Annotated in this window: 12 protein-coding genes and 2 tRNA genes; 7 read left to right on the top strand and 7 right to left on the bottom strand. The window is 46.9% G+C overall.

The features are described from left to right. Nucleotides 1-121: 121 nt before the first annotated feature. From BOC67_RS15170 to BOC67_RS15160, 3 genes are all read right to left on the bottom strand, one after another. Entirely contained in the window at nt 122-742 is a 621-nt protein-coding gene (locus tag BOC67_RS15170; protein ID WP_291911431.1) for a hypothetical protein, read from the bottom strand. A gap of 8 nt (nt 743-750) precedes the next feature. Continuing rightward, a complete protein-coding gene (locus tag BOC67_RS15165) occupies nt 751-1,287 on the bottom strand; it encodes a hypothetical protein (protein WP_291911430.1) in 537 nt (178 codons plus the stop codon). An 88-nt stretch (nt 1,288-1,375) separates the two neighbouring features. Further along, on the bottom strand, nt 1,376-4,567 hold the full coding sequence (locus BOC67_RS15160; RefSeq protein ID WP_291911428.1) for an SIR2 family protein: 3,192 nt from the start codon (nt 4,565-4,567) through the stop codon (nt 1,376-1,378). Between the two features lie 394 nt (nt 4,568-4,961). Between BOC67_RS15160 and BOC67_RS15155 the strand changes: the two genes are divergently transcribed. Beyond that, nucleotides 4,962-5,372 carry a recombinase family protein gene (locus tag BOC67_RS15155; protein ID WP_291911427.1) on the top strand — a complete coding sequence of 137 codons (411 nt, stop codon included), beginning with the start codon at nt 4,962-4,964 and terminating at the stop codon, nt 5,370-5,372. Then, nucleotides 5,369-6,022: a hypothetical protein gene (locus tag BOC67_RS15150; protein ID WP_291911426.1), complete on the top strand. Its 654-nt coding sequence runs from the start codon at nt 5,369-5,371 to the stop codon at nt 6,020-6,022. Before BOC67_RS15155 ends, BOC67_RS15150 begins: the two co-directional genes overlap by 4 nt. Nucleotides 6,023-6,126: 104 nt before the next feature. Here BOC67_RS15150 and BOC67_RS15145 read toward each other — a convergent pair. The 3 genes from BOC67_RS15145 to BOC67_RS15135 all read right to left on the bottom strand — a co-directional run bounded on the left by BOC67_RS15145 (nt 6,127) and on the right by BOC67_RS15135 (nt 7,265). Further along, a tRNA-Leu gene (locus BOC67_RS15145) sits at nt 6,127-6,212 on the bottom strand. A gap of 25 nt (nt 6,213-6,237) precedes the next feature. Further along, nucleotides 6,238-6,310: transfer RNA gene (locus BOC67_RS15140), tRNA-Gly, on the bottom strand. A 121-nt stretch (nt 6,311-6,431) separates the two neighbouring features. Further along, entirely contained in the window at nt 6,432-7,265 is an 834-nt protein-coding gene (locus BOC67_RS15135) for a hypothetical protein (RefSeq protein WP_291911425.1), read from the bottom strand. Nucleotides 7,266-7,403: 138 nt separating this feature from the next. Between BOC67_RS15135 and BOC67_RS15130 the strand changes: the two genes are divergently transcribed. The 3 genes from BOC67_RS15130 to BOC67_RS15120 all read left to right on the top strand — a co-directional run bounded on the left by BOC67_RS15130 (nt 7,404) and on the right by BOC67_RS15120 (nt 10,004). Further along, nucleotides 7,404-8,567 carry a DUF3667 domain-containing protein gene (locus BOC67_RS15130; RefSeq protein WP_291911424.1) on the top strand — a complete coding sequence of 388 codons (1,164 nt, stop codon included), beginning with the start codon at nt 7,404-7,406 and terminating at the stop codon, nt 8,565-8,567. 8 nt (nt 8,568-8,575) lie between these two features. Continuing rightward, nucleotides 8,576-9,355, top strand: a complete 780-nt coding sequence (locus tag BOC67_RS15125; protein ID WP_291911423.1) for an enoyl-CoA hydratase-related protein — start codon at nt 8,576-8,578, stop codon at nt 9,353-9,355. Between the two features lie 94 nt (nt 9,356-9,449). After that, the gene (locus BOC67_RS15120; protein ID WP_291911422.1) at nt 9,450-10,004 is read left to right on the top strand and encodes a hypothetical protein; all 555 of its coding nucleotides are present in this window, start codon (nt 9,450-9,452) and stop codon (nt 10,002-10,004) included. 73 nt (nt 10,005-10,077) lie between these two features. Here the strand turns inward: BOC67_RS15120 and BOC67_RS15115 are convergent, their stop codons facing one another. Beyond that, the gene (locus BOC67_RS15115; protein ID WP_291911421.1) at nt 10,078-12,327 is read right to left on the bottom strand and encodes a Tex family protein; all 2,250 of its coding nucleotides are present in this window, start codon (nt 12,325-12,327) and stop codon (nt 10,078-10,080) included. 198 nt (nt 12,328-12,525) lie between these two features. On the opposite strand from BOC67_RS15115, the gene mazG reads away from it, so the two are divergent. Both mazG and BOC67_RS15105 read left to right on the top strand, forming a co-directional pair. Then, a complete protein-coding gene (mazG, locus tag BOC67_RS15110) occupies nt 12,526-13,296 on the top strand; it encodes a nucleoside triphosphate pyrophosphohydrolase (RefSeq protein WP_291911420.1) in 771 nt (256 codons plus the stop codon). A gap of 17 nt (nt 13,297-13,313) precedes the next feature. Beyond that, nucleotides 13,314-17,123, top strand: a complete 3,810-nt coding sequence (locus tag BOC67_RS15105; protein ID WP_291911419.1) for a HAMP domain-containing sensor histidine kinase — start codon at nt 13,314-13,316, stop codon at nt 17,121-17,123. The last annotated feature ends 71 nt before the right edge of the window (nt 17,124-17,194 follow it).

Below are 17,194 nucleotides of genomic sequence, written 5' to 3'. Positions count from 1 at the left end.
GTCTTCATAAAACTGTATATCCGTTAAAGTTAAAAAATCGGAGACAATCCCCGATTTTTATCATTTACACAGTTTATGAGATAGTGTCATCTTTAAATTAACTATCCATATTGCCCCAAGATCAACTTGACTTTCTTGTACTTTCTTTTATTACAGGTATAAGCTTGTTCTCAATAAATTGGCTTGGATGCCATTTTTTTGATAAATTATCAAGTATGAAATTGTCAAATGTACTAAGTCCTAACGCTGCAGTGGTTCCAGCAACACCCCCTGTCATTGCGTCGATGATAATACCAATCCCTGTAAATAAGTAGAAACGAATTCCTTTGGCTTTAGCACTGCCAAACCATTGATTGTCTTTATTCCTTTTTATATATTCATTGAGTAGCTTCTTATCGTTAGGTAATTCCTCTAACCAATGTTTATATGATGCAGCATCATCTAACACTTTGAAGAAATCATTTATGTCGGCTCCATTGTTAATAGCTTCCCTTAAGTCGACAGTATCTTCATATATATATTCATTAAAATGTTCAATTTTTTCTAACGAAGAATTAGTTTGCGTAACAAGTGGATTAATTTTTTCTCTAATTATCCTAGCTTGGATGTCAGGAACAATTATTTCGGACTGTAATTGGGCAGCGGCTTGTATATTTGATGTTCCAACTATGGCATTTAGAAATATTTGGTCTTTTGTGATTTGATATTTTTCTAAATCGATGTTTGTTTCAAGGTTATACATGGGTAATCCTAGTAAGAATGATTGCCAACCAGGTTTAAACTGGATTGTTTTTTCGTAACCTGAAGGCCATGATTGGGGAAATTATTAGATATAGTGCTGAGAAGTACGGCATTTCGATAATCTTTGTTTTGAAGTTCTTCCAGAAGGGTTTTGTTGAAATCTTTAGGGGATTCGTATATATCTAATAAATTTGATACTTTCTTAGAAAAGTCCTTACTGCGATTTTTATCGTTGGTAGTTTCTTGTGCAATTTTGAAAAGTTGTTCTTCCAAATCTAATTCAGAATGCATGATATTAGATATTCCAAATTCCCCTTTATTTCCGGATAACACACCTGGGCTATCTTGTCGGTATGCCAATTTCAATTCAGGCCTTTTTAGTAATTCGACAAATGTGTCATTGTTCAATTTATTCAAAAGGGTGATGATTTCTGGACGGCCAACATGTACAGTTGTATTTTGATAAAAGAACATACTCTCCAGAATTTGACCAAGATCAATAGGCCTCGTTGTGGAATTGGGTCTAATTAGTACTTTTTCGAACATAAGATTCTTGTTTAACGGAATTAGGGATAGAGAAGGGTATTAATTTTTCTCTGTTGATATAGTATTTATTTCAATGCGTTACTTCGAATTACATAAGATGACGATAGTCATATGTATTACCCTCAAATCTATTCAGTAACCAACCTATTCGTGCAATTTCATTTGAAGATTGAAGTGTTGCTGGCAGCTTTGCATACATATCAAAAGTGTTCCAGTTGACTTTGGTTAATCCCAGTATTTCTGTGGCAATCGAATCAATATTACTTGAACCAAAGTGTTTGATGATTTTAAGAGGAATAGGAATGCTTTTGCCACCAAGGAAATAGCTTCTTCTTGATTCATCTTTTACGGAAGGGGCTACTCCATGTGTCCAAAGTAGGGCTGAGGTTCGGTCAAGTATAAAGCAGGAACCCCGACGTAGTGGGAAATTTCCAGCAGAAATGCTTTGGTTGTAAACATTCTGAAGAATAAATCGAGCATGATCTTCAAAATTAATTTCAACAAGATCAACTTGATTGATTCCAGATTTTTTTAGACTATCTACGATGCCCTTTATTTCCTCTTCCTTAAAACGTGTTCGTTTATGAACTACAACACGTTTGGGGATTTGCCCTGAATTGGTTAGAAAAAGCTCCCTAATCGTATTGCCGAACTTGTACGCTTCTGAGTACGATAAAAATGGATTGTTTTTTTTATCGAAATGACAATCTTCAACTTTCGTTAATCGGTATTTAAGTCCCTGTCCGAAAGAATTATAGATATGACTACACCCTAATGCTACGTGGCTGCGTTGCCCATTTTTCTTGACGCTATATCCTATACCTACAAAGGCGGTTTCCTGGGCTAAACCATGTAGAATCCAGGGAGTTCTTTGGCTTTTGACGTAGAATGATAGCGAAAGCCACCAATTCACTTGACAGTATAGAGCATCAGTGAAGGTGTCCTCCCGCAGAAATTGTGTGGCTAAACGCTTTTGAGCAGCATAAGCTTTAATATAATCATGCAGATCAAATATTTCTGTTTCGGATTCCACGCGTGTAAATGGTTCATATTTTTCAGGGATAAATATGACAATAATTTGCTGTTTACTTATGCCATCGAATTGATTTAGAGCATTCTTTATCTTTTCTGCTAAATCTCTGGCGGTACTCATTATATCGTTTCCTGTCGGATCAGATATAGATTTCCATAAATCTGTCTGAGGGTTGGAAATGTTAAGTGGTACACCATATGCTGCATTAAATCCAGGGTAGTCAATCAAATAATCAGGATTGTGGCCACCTGCTTGCATCGTGTCATTTAGACGGTTTAAGAAATTTGACAGTCGGTCCTCAAAGCCAATGGGGCAAACCACACCTAGATTTACCTCGGCAGTAAACATGTTGCCATTCAGCAAATAGTCATAAGGTCCATGTTTAATAAGACCTCGCATAGGGTGAAAATCTGTTTCTACTTGACTGGTAGTTTTATCCATGAATTGCATTAGTGGCTCTTTGTATTGTATGCCATAATGTTGAATAGCACGCATATCAAAGTCGGTGGGATAACTTATGTTATATCCACCTTGTTGATTTGCAATAGCAACATGCATGGTGTTGGAACTCAATGAAAACCTGAAATGTGATCCCTGCTCGTGGGGAAACTTAAACACAAAAGGCCTTCCATTAGGAAAAACAATATTGCGCCAGCGGTCTAATTGGTTATTAAATCCTACATTGGGTTTTGTACCCATTATTTTCTGATGGTATGCTTTGCCAAGTGAAAATTTTAACTCTTTGTTGACTTTCCCATCGGTGGACAAGTAGAAGGTTGGCTTTACACTTAGGTAGGCAAATGCTTTATTTTCAAATGCTTTTTTATCGAAAAACAGAGATAGTTCAAAGCCATCATGTTGGTAATAAGTTATATTTTCATGGATTCTCTCTTGAGGCTGTTGTGGGAGGTAAACGATTGTTCTTCCATCTGTGTGGAGATTGAATTGGCGACAAATGGACGTAATGATAGCTGATAAATAAAGCTTACGGAGCTGAGTACCATTTTTGACTTCCTTGTAAGTTACTGGTGTCCTCTGAATACTTCCTACTAAAATTGCTCCGAAAACTTGTCGAATAATTGTTTCGGTACTAAAGCAGTAGACCATGCCGTTCAATGGTATTGACAAAATATTTTCATTGGAAGCATTAAGTTTAATGAATTCCCATAGGTCTTTTTCATTTTGGTGGTTAGTTTTGAACTGATAGACCTCTGTTGGAAATACTATAGGAAACAAATTGCTTTTTAGTAATTGATGGTGCTGTTGTGTAGAGGGAATCGTAAAGGGAGTATTTACTCTTGTTTCGTCTGGATTATCTCGTATTATTTTTTCTAGGGCTTGTTCAAATATTGAATCTCCTCGGAAACAGGTTGATGCTGCATGATACATGGTCGTATCAAATCCCTCGGTTGCAATATAATAGGCTGCACGTCCATGTGATCGAGCATGGTCGATTAAACTTTTTACATCATTGTTGATTTGACTACCATAACCGCACCAAAATATCATGCCTGATCCCTGTGACTCATAAGCTATTCTTAATGCAGACATCAATGCGTTATCCCTGCCACTATAACCACATACAATGAGATGCCTGTTTTTTAGATGATCAGTAAGGGCTTGTGCGAATGTTGCATGTTGGCAGTCAAGCTCCTGCGCTGTATTTTTAAGTGGGCCATATTTAAAATCCCCATGTAGTGCAACTGTAAGTAAATGGTCTTTACTTTCCGGTCTGTGTATTTCCTGAGGGTTCGCTAGGGAAACTGGAAATGGAGTAATATTGGTTAGATAGGCAGCTTTTTCCACTAACCCGTCAAAATTTGTGGTAAAAACACTTTTTACCATTTGGAACTTAGCAAATAGGCTAAGAATAAGATATCCAGTATGAGGAACTTTGTTAAGACAAATATTTTGGAAGTATTTTCTTCGGATGTCTTCTATTGGATAAGCCTCTTGAGCATAGAAAGAGTATTCTTCTGGCGCTCCCTCTTGAGGGAATCGCCCTTGATTATCGAGCCATTTTTGAATACTTCGTTGAACAGATTCGCTTCTGTATTCATTATACTCTTTAGGAAGATGCGGATTATGTGACAGGAAGATATTCCTTTTCCATTCCCAGATGCAATCTGCAGCTGACTGGATTCCTGAACTTATGGAGGCACCAGCTCCTAAGAGAACAACATGACTTGTATCTATATTTTGTCTTAAAGTCCTTAAGAAGGCGTCATAAGGCAATTCATATTCCATAGGCGAGGTCCAATTATTTATTCAAAAACGTAAGCCGGGGCGTAGGGATACCTTTAGATTGATATAGCCCTAAGTAACTAAAATATAAGTTTTAAAGGGTTAAATCGATATAATTTAGATTTGTTGATACCCTTTAAAGCAATTAAACGAATTTTTATCAGATTATCAACTTTTATAGCTTATCCGCGGTTTTAACCGTAATGAATTGTGTTTTAATTATATGTTTAATGGTTTGATATTAATCTGCGATATGCCACATAGTCCCTTGGGTTGTATTTAATTTTCGATGGTGCGCTGTGAAGCCTACTGATTATGCTGTTTTATCACATTGAGTTTAGAAATTCATTTATGAGAATGTTTTGCGTCGTTCTGTTTGAATCCAAAAATAAAAATCATGATAACGAATTCCTATTCAATTGCTATCGGCTACGCCCGCATCAGTATCAAAGACCAATCCACCTACTCCCTGACATATCAAGAGCAAGCCATAAAGCGCTACTGTGAACAAAACAATCTAACCCTTATCGCTTTCTTCCGCGACGATGGTGAGAGCAGTGACACCTTTGATCGCCCCAACTGGAAGGCTTTAGAGGAGTTTCTCCAAAAACATAAGGATCTGGTCCAATACCTGGTTGTCGTGGAGTTAGACCGCTTCAGCAGGGAACTAATCAAGGCATTACAAAAGATCGATGAACTATATCAAAAGTATAAAATTCGTGTGGTGGCGGTAAGCGAGCCAATTTCTCAGGACAGTTCTTCTCCCAGTAGTTTCCTGATACGTGGAATAAAACTGCTTCTCGCATGAAAGCAAAAGCAAAATTTCGTAAGACAGACAGCAGTTATCTTGACTGCTATGATAGTCATACGATTACCATGCTGCAGGGGATATCAGGTGAATTCAATAGTAGTGATCTTGAATTCGATCTGTACAAAACAATTGCAATTCAAAGAGGTAATATGAAGCATCTGGTAGTACAGGAAATGATCGACGGAGATGAAATGAAGGAGTTACTCATTGACCGGTTTCAGGTGCCTAAGCATGTTACGTGTGAGGTTTGCTGCTTTCCAATGCGTTTCTGTACTTACATCTTTGATACGGAAGATCACCCGGTCTTATTTGTTTTCGAATGTTTGAAGGATCATATACCTAAAGTAGTAGTGGATTCCGATGGAAGGCGGTATGACATGCCTGCGCAAAAATGTTCTGACTGTGGATGTGATATGACAGTATCACTCGAAGGCCTAAACGATGAATTAGTTGTTAACCATTCATGTCATTGCTGTGGCAAAGTTGAAGATACCGCAAAAGCTGATTGGACTGACTTCTCGCAGATTCAAGAGGAAGACAGAAAGAATTATTGCTATTCCTTTGCAGGACAGGATTTATTCTTCCTTAATTTATTTGGGCTAGCAGAGGCTTTGAACCAGATGGGAGTTGAACGCGTAAGTAGCTAAAAATGAAAACAATATGCTAAAATCAGGAGAGAAAACCCAAAAATCCGGGCATAAAAAAACCGTCGCTAATCTACTGTCTTTCAAATAGTTGCGACGGTTTAAAGTACCCCAGATGGGAGTTGAACCCACACTCGCATTGCTGCGAACGGGATTTTAAGTCCCGCGTGTCTACCAATTCCACCACCAGGGTATCAAATCCTTCTTGCAGGATTTTGAGCGGAAGACCGGGCTCGAACCGGCCACCCCGACCTTGGCAAGGTCGTGCTCTACCAAATGAGCTACTTCCGCTTTTCTAAAAGAACTTTTTCCCTTCAACCCCCGCTCATGGCGTTTTTCGTTGGGATTGCAAAGATAGGAATCTTTTTGAATTTACAAATTTTTTTTCAAATGATTAAAAGATTTTTATGCATTACTTATTAAAATCATAATTGTACTTCACCATCCCTAACAGCTCCTTTCCTTTGCCATAGCAACTTTCACGGTCCGGTAACCCACTCGGCAGATAACTGTATTCCCAGATCGTATAGGCGGAACTGGCCACATTTACAGCCGTCATCTTCTTCAGCAACCGCCCCTCGTATTCAAACATATAGTCCGGCAACATACGCTTTCTCACTGCATTATAACTGTATATGTCCGTCAGCTGACCATTCGCATCGTAATTGTAATACGTCCGCTTGCCCATCGCCGGCTGCTCCTCAATCACATGCCCCGCGCTGTCAGTCCTGAAAGCCACCACCAGCGAATCGTTGGTAGCGCTCTTCCGCCGCACCATCCGCTGCAGCCTGCCCGCAGTATCATATACATAACTCCGCGTCTCCTCAAACTTCAACTTACTGTTCGTCGCCTGCGAACTGCTGCTCACCAGCAACAGCCGGCCGCCCTCATCATAACGGTACTGGGTAATCGTAACGCTGGCCGCAGTGCTGTCCACCGTCTTCGTCAGCAGCCCCTTCGATGAAAACGTACTCACCAGCACCTCATACCCCGTAGCACTGCTGTTAGTCACAGCGCGTAACTGATGCCCCGTCGGACTCACCAGCCGGATACACTTAAAATCCCTGTCAGGCTGCATCCCCGGATCAAACGTCTGCACCATCTGCGCCGCTACCTGCTGCTCCTTCAGCACCGCCATCGTGGCGATCGTCCGCTGGGTATTCACAATATCCTGGTAATAATACTGACTACGGGCAGTAAAGGCAATGCCCAGTAAACCTGTCAAAATTGCTAATGTTCTCTTCATGAATAGGTTGCTACGTTTGCGTTTGCAAATTAAACGTAAAATTCAATTTAAAATTTTTCAGATGTTTGATTTTCCACTCCCCTTGACCATATGCCAATTAATTTTATATCTTTAGCACGCCAATAATCTAAATCGTTTGTGAGAACTCAACCCTTGCGCGAAGACAAACACTGTCTGAACTGCGGATACGAAGTGCCTGAAAGATTCTGCTCCCATTGCGGCCAGGAAAATACCGTACAGCACGAAACTTTCGGCCACCTGGTGAAACACTTTATCGCCGATATTTTTCATTACGACAGCCAGCTGCTGATCACACTCAAATACCTGGTCATCCGCCCGGGATTCCTTACCAGGGAATACATGGCCGGCAGGAGAGTGCGCTACGTAAACCCGATCAAACTCTACGTCTTCATCTCCTTCGTGTTCTTCTTCACGGCTTTCGGCTTCCTGTCCAAAGACTGGAATAAGAAATTCTTTGTCGTAGATTCAGACCGCCCCCGCGATAAGAAGCCAAAGGAACTGGTCGTGATAGCCCCCGGCGATACTGTCACCGGTTATCGCTACCATGCTGCGCCAGTAGTAGATACTAGTTATTATTTGTATGGAGATAGTACCGACTCGCACGCAAAAGATACAGCGTCCAAACCACACGAGTCCACGGCCCATGCCGAAATCAATAACCATCCCGATACGCCGGCAACTACCCATAAACCCGCTGAAGCAGCGGAAGAACACGGGCACGGCGAGCTGGATATCTCCCTGGAAGGCACCAAAACAAAAGAATACGATGATTACCAGGCCCAGCTGCCGCCGGATAAACGCGACAGCAAGGTTTACGCAAACCTGAAGAGGCGCATGCTCTTCTTCACCGACTATATCGGGGGCCGCCTCCCCAACGCGCCGGCCGTAAAAGCCGTCATGTGGGAATACTTCCAGCATAATGCGCCTAAAATCATGTTCCTGCTCCTGCCGCTGGCAGCGCTCCTCATGAAGTGGATGTACCGTAAACAGAAAAAATGGGTGTACGCGGATTTTGCCATCTTCGCACTGCACTTCCATTCATTTGTGTTTATCCTCTACCTGCTGGCAGTACTCATCATGTCCGTATTCCCGTCCGCTAAAGCGCTGTCATGGGCCAACTGGGTTACCTTCGGGTACCTCGTCATTGCGCTCTACAATAACTACGGCCAGTCCTGGCTCCGCACCATATGGAAAGCCTCCCTGCTCTGGATAAGCTATGTCATAATGGTATTCATGGTAATGGTATTCGTGATGGCAGTCCTTATTGGATTAATTTTGTAAGTTTACGAATGCAACCTCAATTCATTATCATACACCATCAAGTGGCCCCCTTTGTGGCCCACATCCAGCTGAACAGGCCCAAAGAGCTGAACGCCCTTAACCTCGAACTGATGGGCGAACTCCGGGACGCGCTGAAAGCCCTCGATGCGGACGACCAGGTGCGCGCCATCGTCCTCTCCGGCAACGAAAAAGCTTTCGCCGCCGGCGCCGATATCAAACAAATGGCCGGTAAAACCGCCATCGATATGTATAATATCGACCAGTTCAGCACCTGGGATACCATCAAAAAAATTAAGAAACCCATCATCGCCGCAGTCAGCGGGTTCGCCCTCGGCGGCGGCTGCGAACTCACGATGCTCTGCGATATGATCGTTGCCAGCGAAACCGCCCGCTTCGGTCAGCCGGAAATAAAACTCGGGGTCATCCCCGGCGCCGGCGGCACCCAACGCCTCACCCGCGCCGTTGGTAAAGCCCTCGCCATGGAAATGGTGCTCACCGGCCGCTTCATCACCGCCCACGAAGCGCATAAAGCCGGCCTCATCAACCGCGTCGTGCCCACGGAACTCTTCCTCAGCGAAGCCATCAAACTCGCCGCAGAAGTAGCCTCCATGAGCCCCATCGCCATCAAAATGGCCAAAGAAGCCGTACTTAAAGCTTTCGATTCCACCCTCGAAGAAGGGCTGCACTTCGAAAGAAAAAACTTCTACCTCCTCTTCGCCTCCGAAGACCAGAAGGAAGGAATGCAGGCTTTCATGGAAAAACGCACGCCCGATTTTAAAGGCCGCTGATATTATTAAACTTTTTATTATTTGAGTTGTTAACCCACTAGACCTTGTCAAACCGGATGGTGGTGCCTGTTTTGACACTGGAAACTGTTAACTTATGCAAAACGCACATCCTTTACCCGCCAGGCTCCTGCTTTTAGCCATATGCCTCGGCGGACTCGTAACCCAACCCGCCTGTAACAGCCGCGTGCAACAGGAACGGGCCATCCTCCTCGCGGATGACCTCACCCCACCGGAAATGGACACCATGAAAACCGCCACGGATACCATCCATGCGGAAATCGTCAGCTCCTGGACCACCTTCGCCACCCTGGATGGCCGCTACCCGGAAGATGCAGACCTGCTCAATAAAGAACCGCTCAAATCCCGGCTGGCAAAACTGCTCGGCCCCAAAAACCAGCAGGACTTCCTCGAACGCTTTAAAGTCACCCCGCCGCTGGAAATCGACAACAACGTCCTCTTCGATGAAGGCTACGAACCCGGCGAACGGGATGCCGAAGCCGCCGCCATCGCCGTCGATATGGAGGATGATATCATCTACGTCGGCCTCGCCGTCGATCATAAACTCCGCATCTTCAGCGAAAGAGGGGATACCCATTACCCTAAACAACTGCGCGCCTGGATATCCAAATTCAAAAGCCTCCGCCCCTGAACGCATGGCAAACAAAAAGCCCCCTTTTCCCTGAAAATGCCGGAAAAGGGGGCTTTTTATTATAAATCTGCCATTAGTTGAACTTGTTCTTCAACGCTGCCAGCTTCGCCTGGAAGTCGTTCAGCGGCGCCTCTTTCTGCGCCGGCCTTTCCCTTCTTTCCTTGCGCTGGCCGCCCTGGTTGCTGCCGCCGCCGCCTTTCTCATTATCCTTCATGGATAAGGAAATGCGCTTACGCATAGCATCCACTTCCAGCACCGTCACCTGCACCTTCTGATTCAGTTTCACCGCCTCGTTAGGGTTGCTGATAAACTTGTTCGACAGGTGGGAAATGTGTACCAGGCCATCCTGCTTCACCCCAATATCCACAAACGCGCCGAAGGCGGTAATGTTGGTCACCACGCCAGGCAACACCATACCAGGCTTCACGTCCTCGATCTTGTGAATGCCTTCCGCATATTCAAAGATGCTGATCTCATCACGTGGGTCGCGGCTAGGCTTGGCCAGCTCCTTCAGGATGTCTTCCAGCGTTACCATACCCACATCCTCCCGGATGAAATCTTTCAGGTTGATCTGCTTGCGCAAATCCTCTTTACCCATCAGGTCCTGCACGCTCAAATGCTGTTTCGTAGCTATTTCTTCTACCAAAGCATAACGCTCCGGGTGCACCGCGCTGTTGTCCAGCGGATTGTCCCCGTTCTCAATACGCAGGAAGCCCGCGCACTGCTCAAATGCCTTATCGCCCAAACGGTGTACTTTCTTCAGCTGCATGCGGTTTTTGAAAGCCCCGTTCTCTTTCCTGTATTTCACAATGTTTTCAGCCAGGGACGGGCCCAGGCCGGAAATGTACGCCAGCAGGTGCTTGGAAGCAGTGTTCAGGTTCACGCCTACGTTGTTTACACAGCTTACCACCACGCGGTCCAGGCTCTGTTTCAGCTGCGACTGGTTTACGTCGTGCTGGTACTGGCCCACGCCGATGGATTTAGGATCAATCTTCACCAGCTCCGCCAGCGGATCTATCAGCCTGCGGCCAATAGATACAGCCCCGCGCACCGTTACATCCTGGTCAGGAAACTCCTCACGCGCCACTTCCGAAGCGGAATAAACGGACGCGCCGCTTTCATTCACCATGAAAACGTTGATTTTCTGGCCAAAATCTATCTTTTTCACAAATTCTTCCGTCTCACGGCCGGCAGTACCATTGCCCACGGCGATGGCCGCCGTGCCGTACTGCTTCACCCACTTCTTCAGCAACGCTTCCGCGTCATCTCTCTTATAGTTCTTTTCCAGCGGGAAAATCACGTCGTGATCCAGCATGTTACCCTGGTTGTCCAGCGCTACCACCTTACAACCGGTTCTGTAACCCGGGTCTATGGCGATAACAGCTTTTGGCCCCAGCGGCGCCGCCAGCAGCAATTGGCGCAGGTTCTCTGCAAACACTTCAATCGCCTCGGCATCGGCTTTCTCCTTGGCCGCCGCGCGGAATTCATTTTCCAGGGACGGGCGTAACAAACGCTTGTACGCATCCGCCGCCGCTTTGCCTACCTGCTCGGCCGCAGCGCCCTTACCGGTAACAAACTGCTTGTTCAGGATGTCCATCGCCTCTTCCTCTGCCGGCGCAATGGAACTGAAGAGTATGCCCTCCGACTCTGCACGGAGTATCGCCAGCACACGGTGGGATGGCATCTCCTTCAGGTCTTCGGAAAAATCAAAGTAATCCTTGTACTTGTTGCCCTCTTCCTCTTTACCCTCCACTACTTTGGACGTCAGCTTGCCGGTATGGGTAAACAGCTTACGCAGCTTGTCCCTGCACTCGGCGTTCTCGTTGATCCACTCGGCAATTATATCTCTCGCCCCTTTCAGCGCCTCCTCCGAAGATGCTACCTGCTCGTTCAGGAATTTCTCCGCAGCAGCCACATCGCCGTCCTGCTCCTCGAAAAGCAACCGGGCCAGCGGCTCCAGCCCCTTCTCAATCGCAACAGTGGCACGGGTTTTACGTTTCGGTTTGTAAGGCAGGTAAATGTCCTCCAGCTCCGCCAATACCCAGGTAGATTCCAGCTTTTCCAAAAGCTCCGGCGTCATCTTCTCCTGGTCGGTGATCGTCTTGATGATAAACTCACGACGCTCGTCCACCTCCTTATAGCGCTTCTGCAGGTCCTCAATCCGGCCTATCTGCACCTCATCCAGACTCCCGGTCACCTCTTTCCTGTATCGGGAAATGAATGGTACCGTTGATCCTTCAGATAACAGGTTCATGGTATTCTCCGCCTGTTTGGCCGAGATGCCTAATTCGGATGAAATCAGTGCAATGTGTTTCGGATTCATGTTAATTCATTTTGGGATGTATTTCAATACTACAGGTACTTGTCAGTTCGCCGTAGCAAAAAAAACGATCGCTTATTTGTAGCTCGCAAATGTAATTAAAATGGCCTTTTTCCCAAGAAAAAGAAATTAACAGTTTTTAGCATGGATATTGCTGTCTCAGCCCTCCCTGATGCACATTTTTAACTACTTTTACGGCATATGGAAAACAACGCTACTTTCGACAGACTTTTAAAAATAATGGACGATCTGCGGGAAAAATGCCCCTGGGATAAAAAACAAACGATCCAAACCCTCCGGCAGCTGACCATAGAAGAAACCTATGAACTCGCGGACGCCATTACAGACGAAAACTGGCAGGCCATCCGGGAAGAACTGGGAGATATCATGCTCCACATGGTCTTCTATGCTAAAATCGGTGCGGAACAAAATAAATTCGATATCAACGACGTCATCAACGGCGTCTGCGAAAAACTCATCCACCGCCACCCGCACATCTACGGCGATGTGAAAGTGCAGGATGAAGAAGAAGTAAAACAGAACTGGGAGAAACTGAAACTCAAAGAGGGCAAAAAATCCGTCCTCGGCGGAGTGCCCAAAGCCCTGCCGGCACTGGTAAAAGCCATGCGTATCCAGGAAAAAGCCAAACAAACCGGCTTTGAATGGGAAAACAACGGCCAGGTAATGGATAAAATAAAAGAAGAACTCTCCGAACTGGAAGAAGCCATTCAAACAGCTAACCAGGACCATATAGAGGCCGAATTCGGGGATGTAATGTTCTCCCTGGTCAACTACGCCCGCTTCCTGAATGTGGATGCTGAAAACGCCCTGGAACGCACCAATAAGAAGTTCCAGCGCCGCTTCCAGGAAATGGAAACGCTGGCCCTGCAACAGGGCAGGCAACTCAATGATATGTCCCTGACGGAAATGGATGCGCTCTGGAATGAAATCAAAGCGCAGGAAAAAGCATAAGCCAAACTATACTCCCATTGATCGACGCTAAAGAAATACGCCTATTCTTCCTGCGGCACGGCTACCTGCTGATCGTGGCGGCATGGCTGTTCACCTTCGCCTTCCTCTTCAGCAACTACTGGTCCTACTACTCCTCCCCGCAGGGAGTGCAGCACAGCCTGGAAAAAAGTATCCACGAAAGGGAAAAGGATTTCAATGAATTCCTGCTGGATACCGCCGCCGTCAACGCCCTCTTCAACAGGTCGTACACCGAGAAGTCGGTGGAAAAACTCAGTAAACGCGATTACCACGTGTTCGCGTACGACTCCTCCGCCGCCGAAGGCCCATGGCTGGCCTTCTGGAGTACCAGCCTCGTCCAGCTGGACGACCTGCCCGCAAACTGGCGGCCGGGCGAGTATTTCCTCAAACTCAAAAACGGTTACTACGACGTCGTCGTCAGGAGAGTGCGCGCCCCGGAAGGCCATTCCCGCCGCATGGTGGCCCTCATCCCCGTGCGGATGGAATATTCCCTGCAAAACCATTACCTCGTCAACCACTTCTTCGATAAACCGGCCCTGGGCCCGGAATACCAGATACATATCTTCCCGCATAACTACATGTCCAACGAGCATGTAGTCCTGCCCGTAGTCAACGGCAGCAGTAAAACCCTCTTTTATCTCGACTATAACAAAACCTTCCACAGCAGGCCGCCCAACCTCTTCAGCGTTATCTTCCGGGTACTCGGCAGCATCTGCGTACTCATATTCCTGAACCTCTTTGCAACCCTGCTGGCAAAAAATTCAAACCCGCTCTACGCCTTCCTGGTGCTGTTCGCAGTAGTGTTCGGCCTCCGGATACTCAGCTACGTATATACGTTCCCGTTCAACATGCGTAGCCTCAATATATTCGACCCGAGCATCTACGCCAAGGACGAAATTTTCCGCTCCCTGGGCGACCTCGCCATCAACGTCATCCTCGTCTTCTGGCTCATCGTGTTCTTCCGCGAACACGTGAAAACCATCAACCCGCCAGTTATCAAAAAACGCTGGATGCAAAGCCTGGTCATCATCGTAGCCAGCCTCGTACTCTACATCGTGGAGCAATTCCTGGCAGACCTCATCCAGAGCCTTGTTATCGACTCCCGCATCTCCTTCGATGTAACAAACTTCTTCAGCCTGAACGAATACAGCGTCATCGGCTTTGTCGTACTGGGTTTCATCTCGTTCAGCTTCCTGTTCTTTTCGCAGATCATCAACTACCTGCTCAACGAACTCACGAACTTCCGCTACCGTACCAAATATATCTGGCTGGCAGCCGTAGGCATCATCTGGATATTGTTCCGGCTGGATAACCCGGACCTGCCCTTCACCTTTACCATGGTGATTTGGCTGCTGCTCTATATCGTCCTGCTCGACTTCATTGCCGACCGGTTCGAAAGCACCGTCGCCACAGTGCCTTTCCTGTTCTGGCTCTTCCTGCTCACCGTCACGACCTCCGGCACCATCGTGTACTATAACAACCAGAAGGAAGTGACCACCCGCCTGAGCGTCGCCAAAAACCTCTCCAAGCAGAAGGACCCCTACCTGGAAATCCTCCTCAACGATGTAGGTAAAAAAATGGAGCGCGACGAATACCTGCAAAGCTTCTTCGCCCACCGGGAATCCGTGCCGCATAAGTCCGAACTGGAAAATGACCTGCAACAGAAATATTTCCAGGGCTACCTCAGCCGGTTCAATATCACGTTTTACCCCTACGATGAAAACGGCGATCCCATCTACGCGTCGGATACCATCTCCCTTATTTCCTTCCAGCGCCGGTTGCTGTACGATCCGGAAGCCGCGCCGGTATTGCAGGGCGGGAACGACTTGTACTACTACGAAAAGAGTTTCAAACAATACAGCTATATCGGGAAAAAGGAATTTTTCAACCCGGCAGATCATACCGGCATCGGGTGGCTCCTTTACGTCATCACGCCAAAGGTTTCCGCGTCCGACAGGATCTACCCCGAGCTGCTCGTAGACGGGGAAGTCTCCGAAGCCGCCCGGGAAAACGCTTCGGCGTATTCATATGCCATTTACGATAAAGGCATCCTCGTCAGCAACTTCAACGATTTTCCTTTCCCCATCCGCCTCTATGCGAGCGACCTCCCCGCGTCGGACGTATCCCTGCGGTGGGAGCGAGGGCACTCCCAGCTGGTGTATAAAGCCGGCCCTGATAAAGTGGTGCTGGTGGTAAAAGAAGCAAGGTCCTTCGTAGAATTCATCGCGTTGTTTGCCTGCATGTTCTGCCTCTTCCTGCTGATTATCGTCATCTACAAGATATTCGACCTGCTGATCAAAGCCCGCATGCGCCTGGGCAACCTCCGCACCCTGGTGAAGATCAGCATCCGCCGCAAAGTCCACGGCACCATCATTTTCATTGTCGTGTTCTCCTTCATCATCCTCGGTTTAACCACGATCAAATTCTTCATCTACCGCTCGGAAGTGCAGAACAAGGAAAAGCTGAGCAAAGCCATGGGAGAGGTGGCCGGCGATGTGGAAAAGGTATTCGACAACCAGCAGACGCATGACCAGGTAGGCGATATATACGACTCGCATTTGCTCGTGCAGCTGAGTAATTCCCTGGCCAATATTGCGGACGATCGCGCAATGGACCTCAACGTCTATGACCGGGACGGTAACCTGCAAATCACCACGCAGCCGCTCATGGTGGAAAAGGGCCTGATCTCCCGCAAAATGAATCCCCTGGGCTATTACCAGCTCTATAACCAGCAGCTGATCCAGTTCATACAATACGAACAAATAGGTACCATGGCCTTCCTCTCCGGCTACGTGCCCCTGCGCAACGATACCGGGGAAGTATTCGCTTACCTCAACGTGCCTTACTTCGCCACTCAAACGGAGCTGAAACAACAGATTTCCAGTTTCCTCGTGGCCCTCATTACCTTCAACGCGTTCATCTTCCTCATCGCTGGTATCATCGCCCTGCTGATCACCAATTCCATTACCCGCTCCTTCTCGCTGGTAACGGAAAAGCTGCGCCACGTCAACCTCGGCCAGCGCAACGATGAAATCGACTGGGACAAGGACGATGAAATCGGCGCATTGGTGAAAGAGTATAACAAGATGGTAAGAAAACTGGAAGTCAGCGCTGCACGCCTCGCCAAGAGCGAGCGTGAAGGCGCCTGGAGGGAAATGGCCAGGCAGGTGGCCCACGAAATCAAGAACCCGCTTACCCCGATGAAGCTGAGCATCCAATACCTGCAGCGCGCCATCGCGGAGGACAGGCCGAATGTGAAAGAGATGTCCCGCAACGTGGCCAATACGCTGGTAGAGCAGATCGAGCACCTGGCCAACATCGCGTCGGACTTCTCTGCGTTTGCCCGTATCGGTGAGCCTTCCAATGAAGTGGTGCAGGTCAACGAAGTGATTCATTCGCTCACAGGCCTTTACCAGAGCCACGATCACTGCACCGTCATCTACCAGGACCCGCCGAAGGATTTCTACGTATATGCAGATAAAACACAGATGAACCGCCTCTTTACCAACCTCCTGCAAAATGCCATCCAGGCCATCCCGGAAGGTAGGGAAGGGCGTGTGCTGGTCCGATTCCAGACAACGGAAGACCGTTTCGTAATCGTCAGCGTGGCCGACAACGGCGCTGGCATCTCCCCGGAAGTCCAATCCAAAATTTTTGTCCCCAACTTCACAACCAAATCCTCCGGCACCGGCCTCGGATTGGCGATGTGCAAGAATATCGTAGAACAGATGCGGGGTGAAATCTGGTTTGAAACCAAGTTGAACGAAGGCACTACATTTTACGTAAAGCTGCCATTGTATGAGGCATAATATTGTTGGGGGGTGGGGGAGATGTTCAGTGCTGCAGGCGCTTTAGCGCTACGTTTAGGCTATACCGTTAT

Source organism: Chitinophaga sp. CB10 (genome assembly GCA_001870995.2).
GTDB lineage: Bacteria > Bacteroidota > Bacteroidia > Chitinophagales > Chitinophagaceae > Chitinophaga.
The sequence above is the reverse complement of the archived record's forward strand: the minus strand, read 5'-3'. Positions and strand labels throughout refer to the sequence as shown.

Coding starts and splice junctions, on each gene's coding strand:
- BOC67_RS15170 (WP_291911431.1), bottom strand. CDS start 742: ATGTATAACCTTGAAACAAACATCGATTTAGAAAAATATCAAATCACA.
- BOC67_RS15165 (WP_291911430.1), bottom strand. CDS start 1,287: ATGTTCGAAAAAGTACTAATTAGACCCAATTCCACAACGAGGCCTATT.
- BOC67_RS15160 (WP_291911428.1), bottom strand. CDS start 4,567: ATGGAATATGAATTGCCTTATGACGCCTTCTTAAGGACTTTAAGACAA.
- BOC67_RS15155 (WP_291911427.1), top strand. CDS start 4,962: ATGATAACGAATTCCTATTCAATTGCTATCGGCTACGCCCGCATCAGT.
- BOC67_RS15150 (WP_291911426.1), top strand. CDS start 5,369: ATGAAAGCAAAAGCAAAATTTCGTAAGACAGACAGCAGTTATCTTGAC.
- BOC67_RS15135 (WP_291911425.1), bottom strand. CDS start 7,265: ATGAAGAGAACATTAGCAATTTTGACAGGTTTACTGGGCATTGCCTTT.
- BOC67_RS15125 (WP_291911423.1), top strand. CDS start 8,576: ATGCAACCTCAATTCATTATCATACACCATCAAGTGGCCCCCTTTGTG.
- BOC67_RS15120 (WP_291911422.1), top strand. CDS start 9,450: ATGCAAAACGCACATCCTTTACCCGCCAGGCTCCTGCTTTTAGCCATA.
- BOC67_RS15115 (WP_291911421.1), bottom strand. CDS start 12,327: ATGAATCCGAAACACATTGCACTGATTTCATCCGAATTAGGCATCTCG.
- mazG (WP_291911420.1), top strand. CDS start 12,526: ATGGAAAACAACGCTACTTTCGACAGACTTTTAAAAATAATGGACGAT.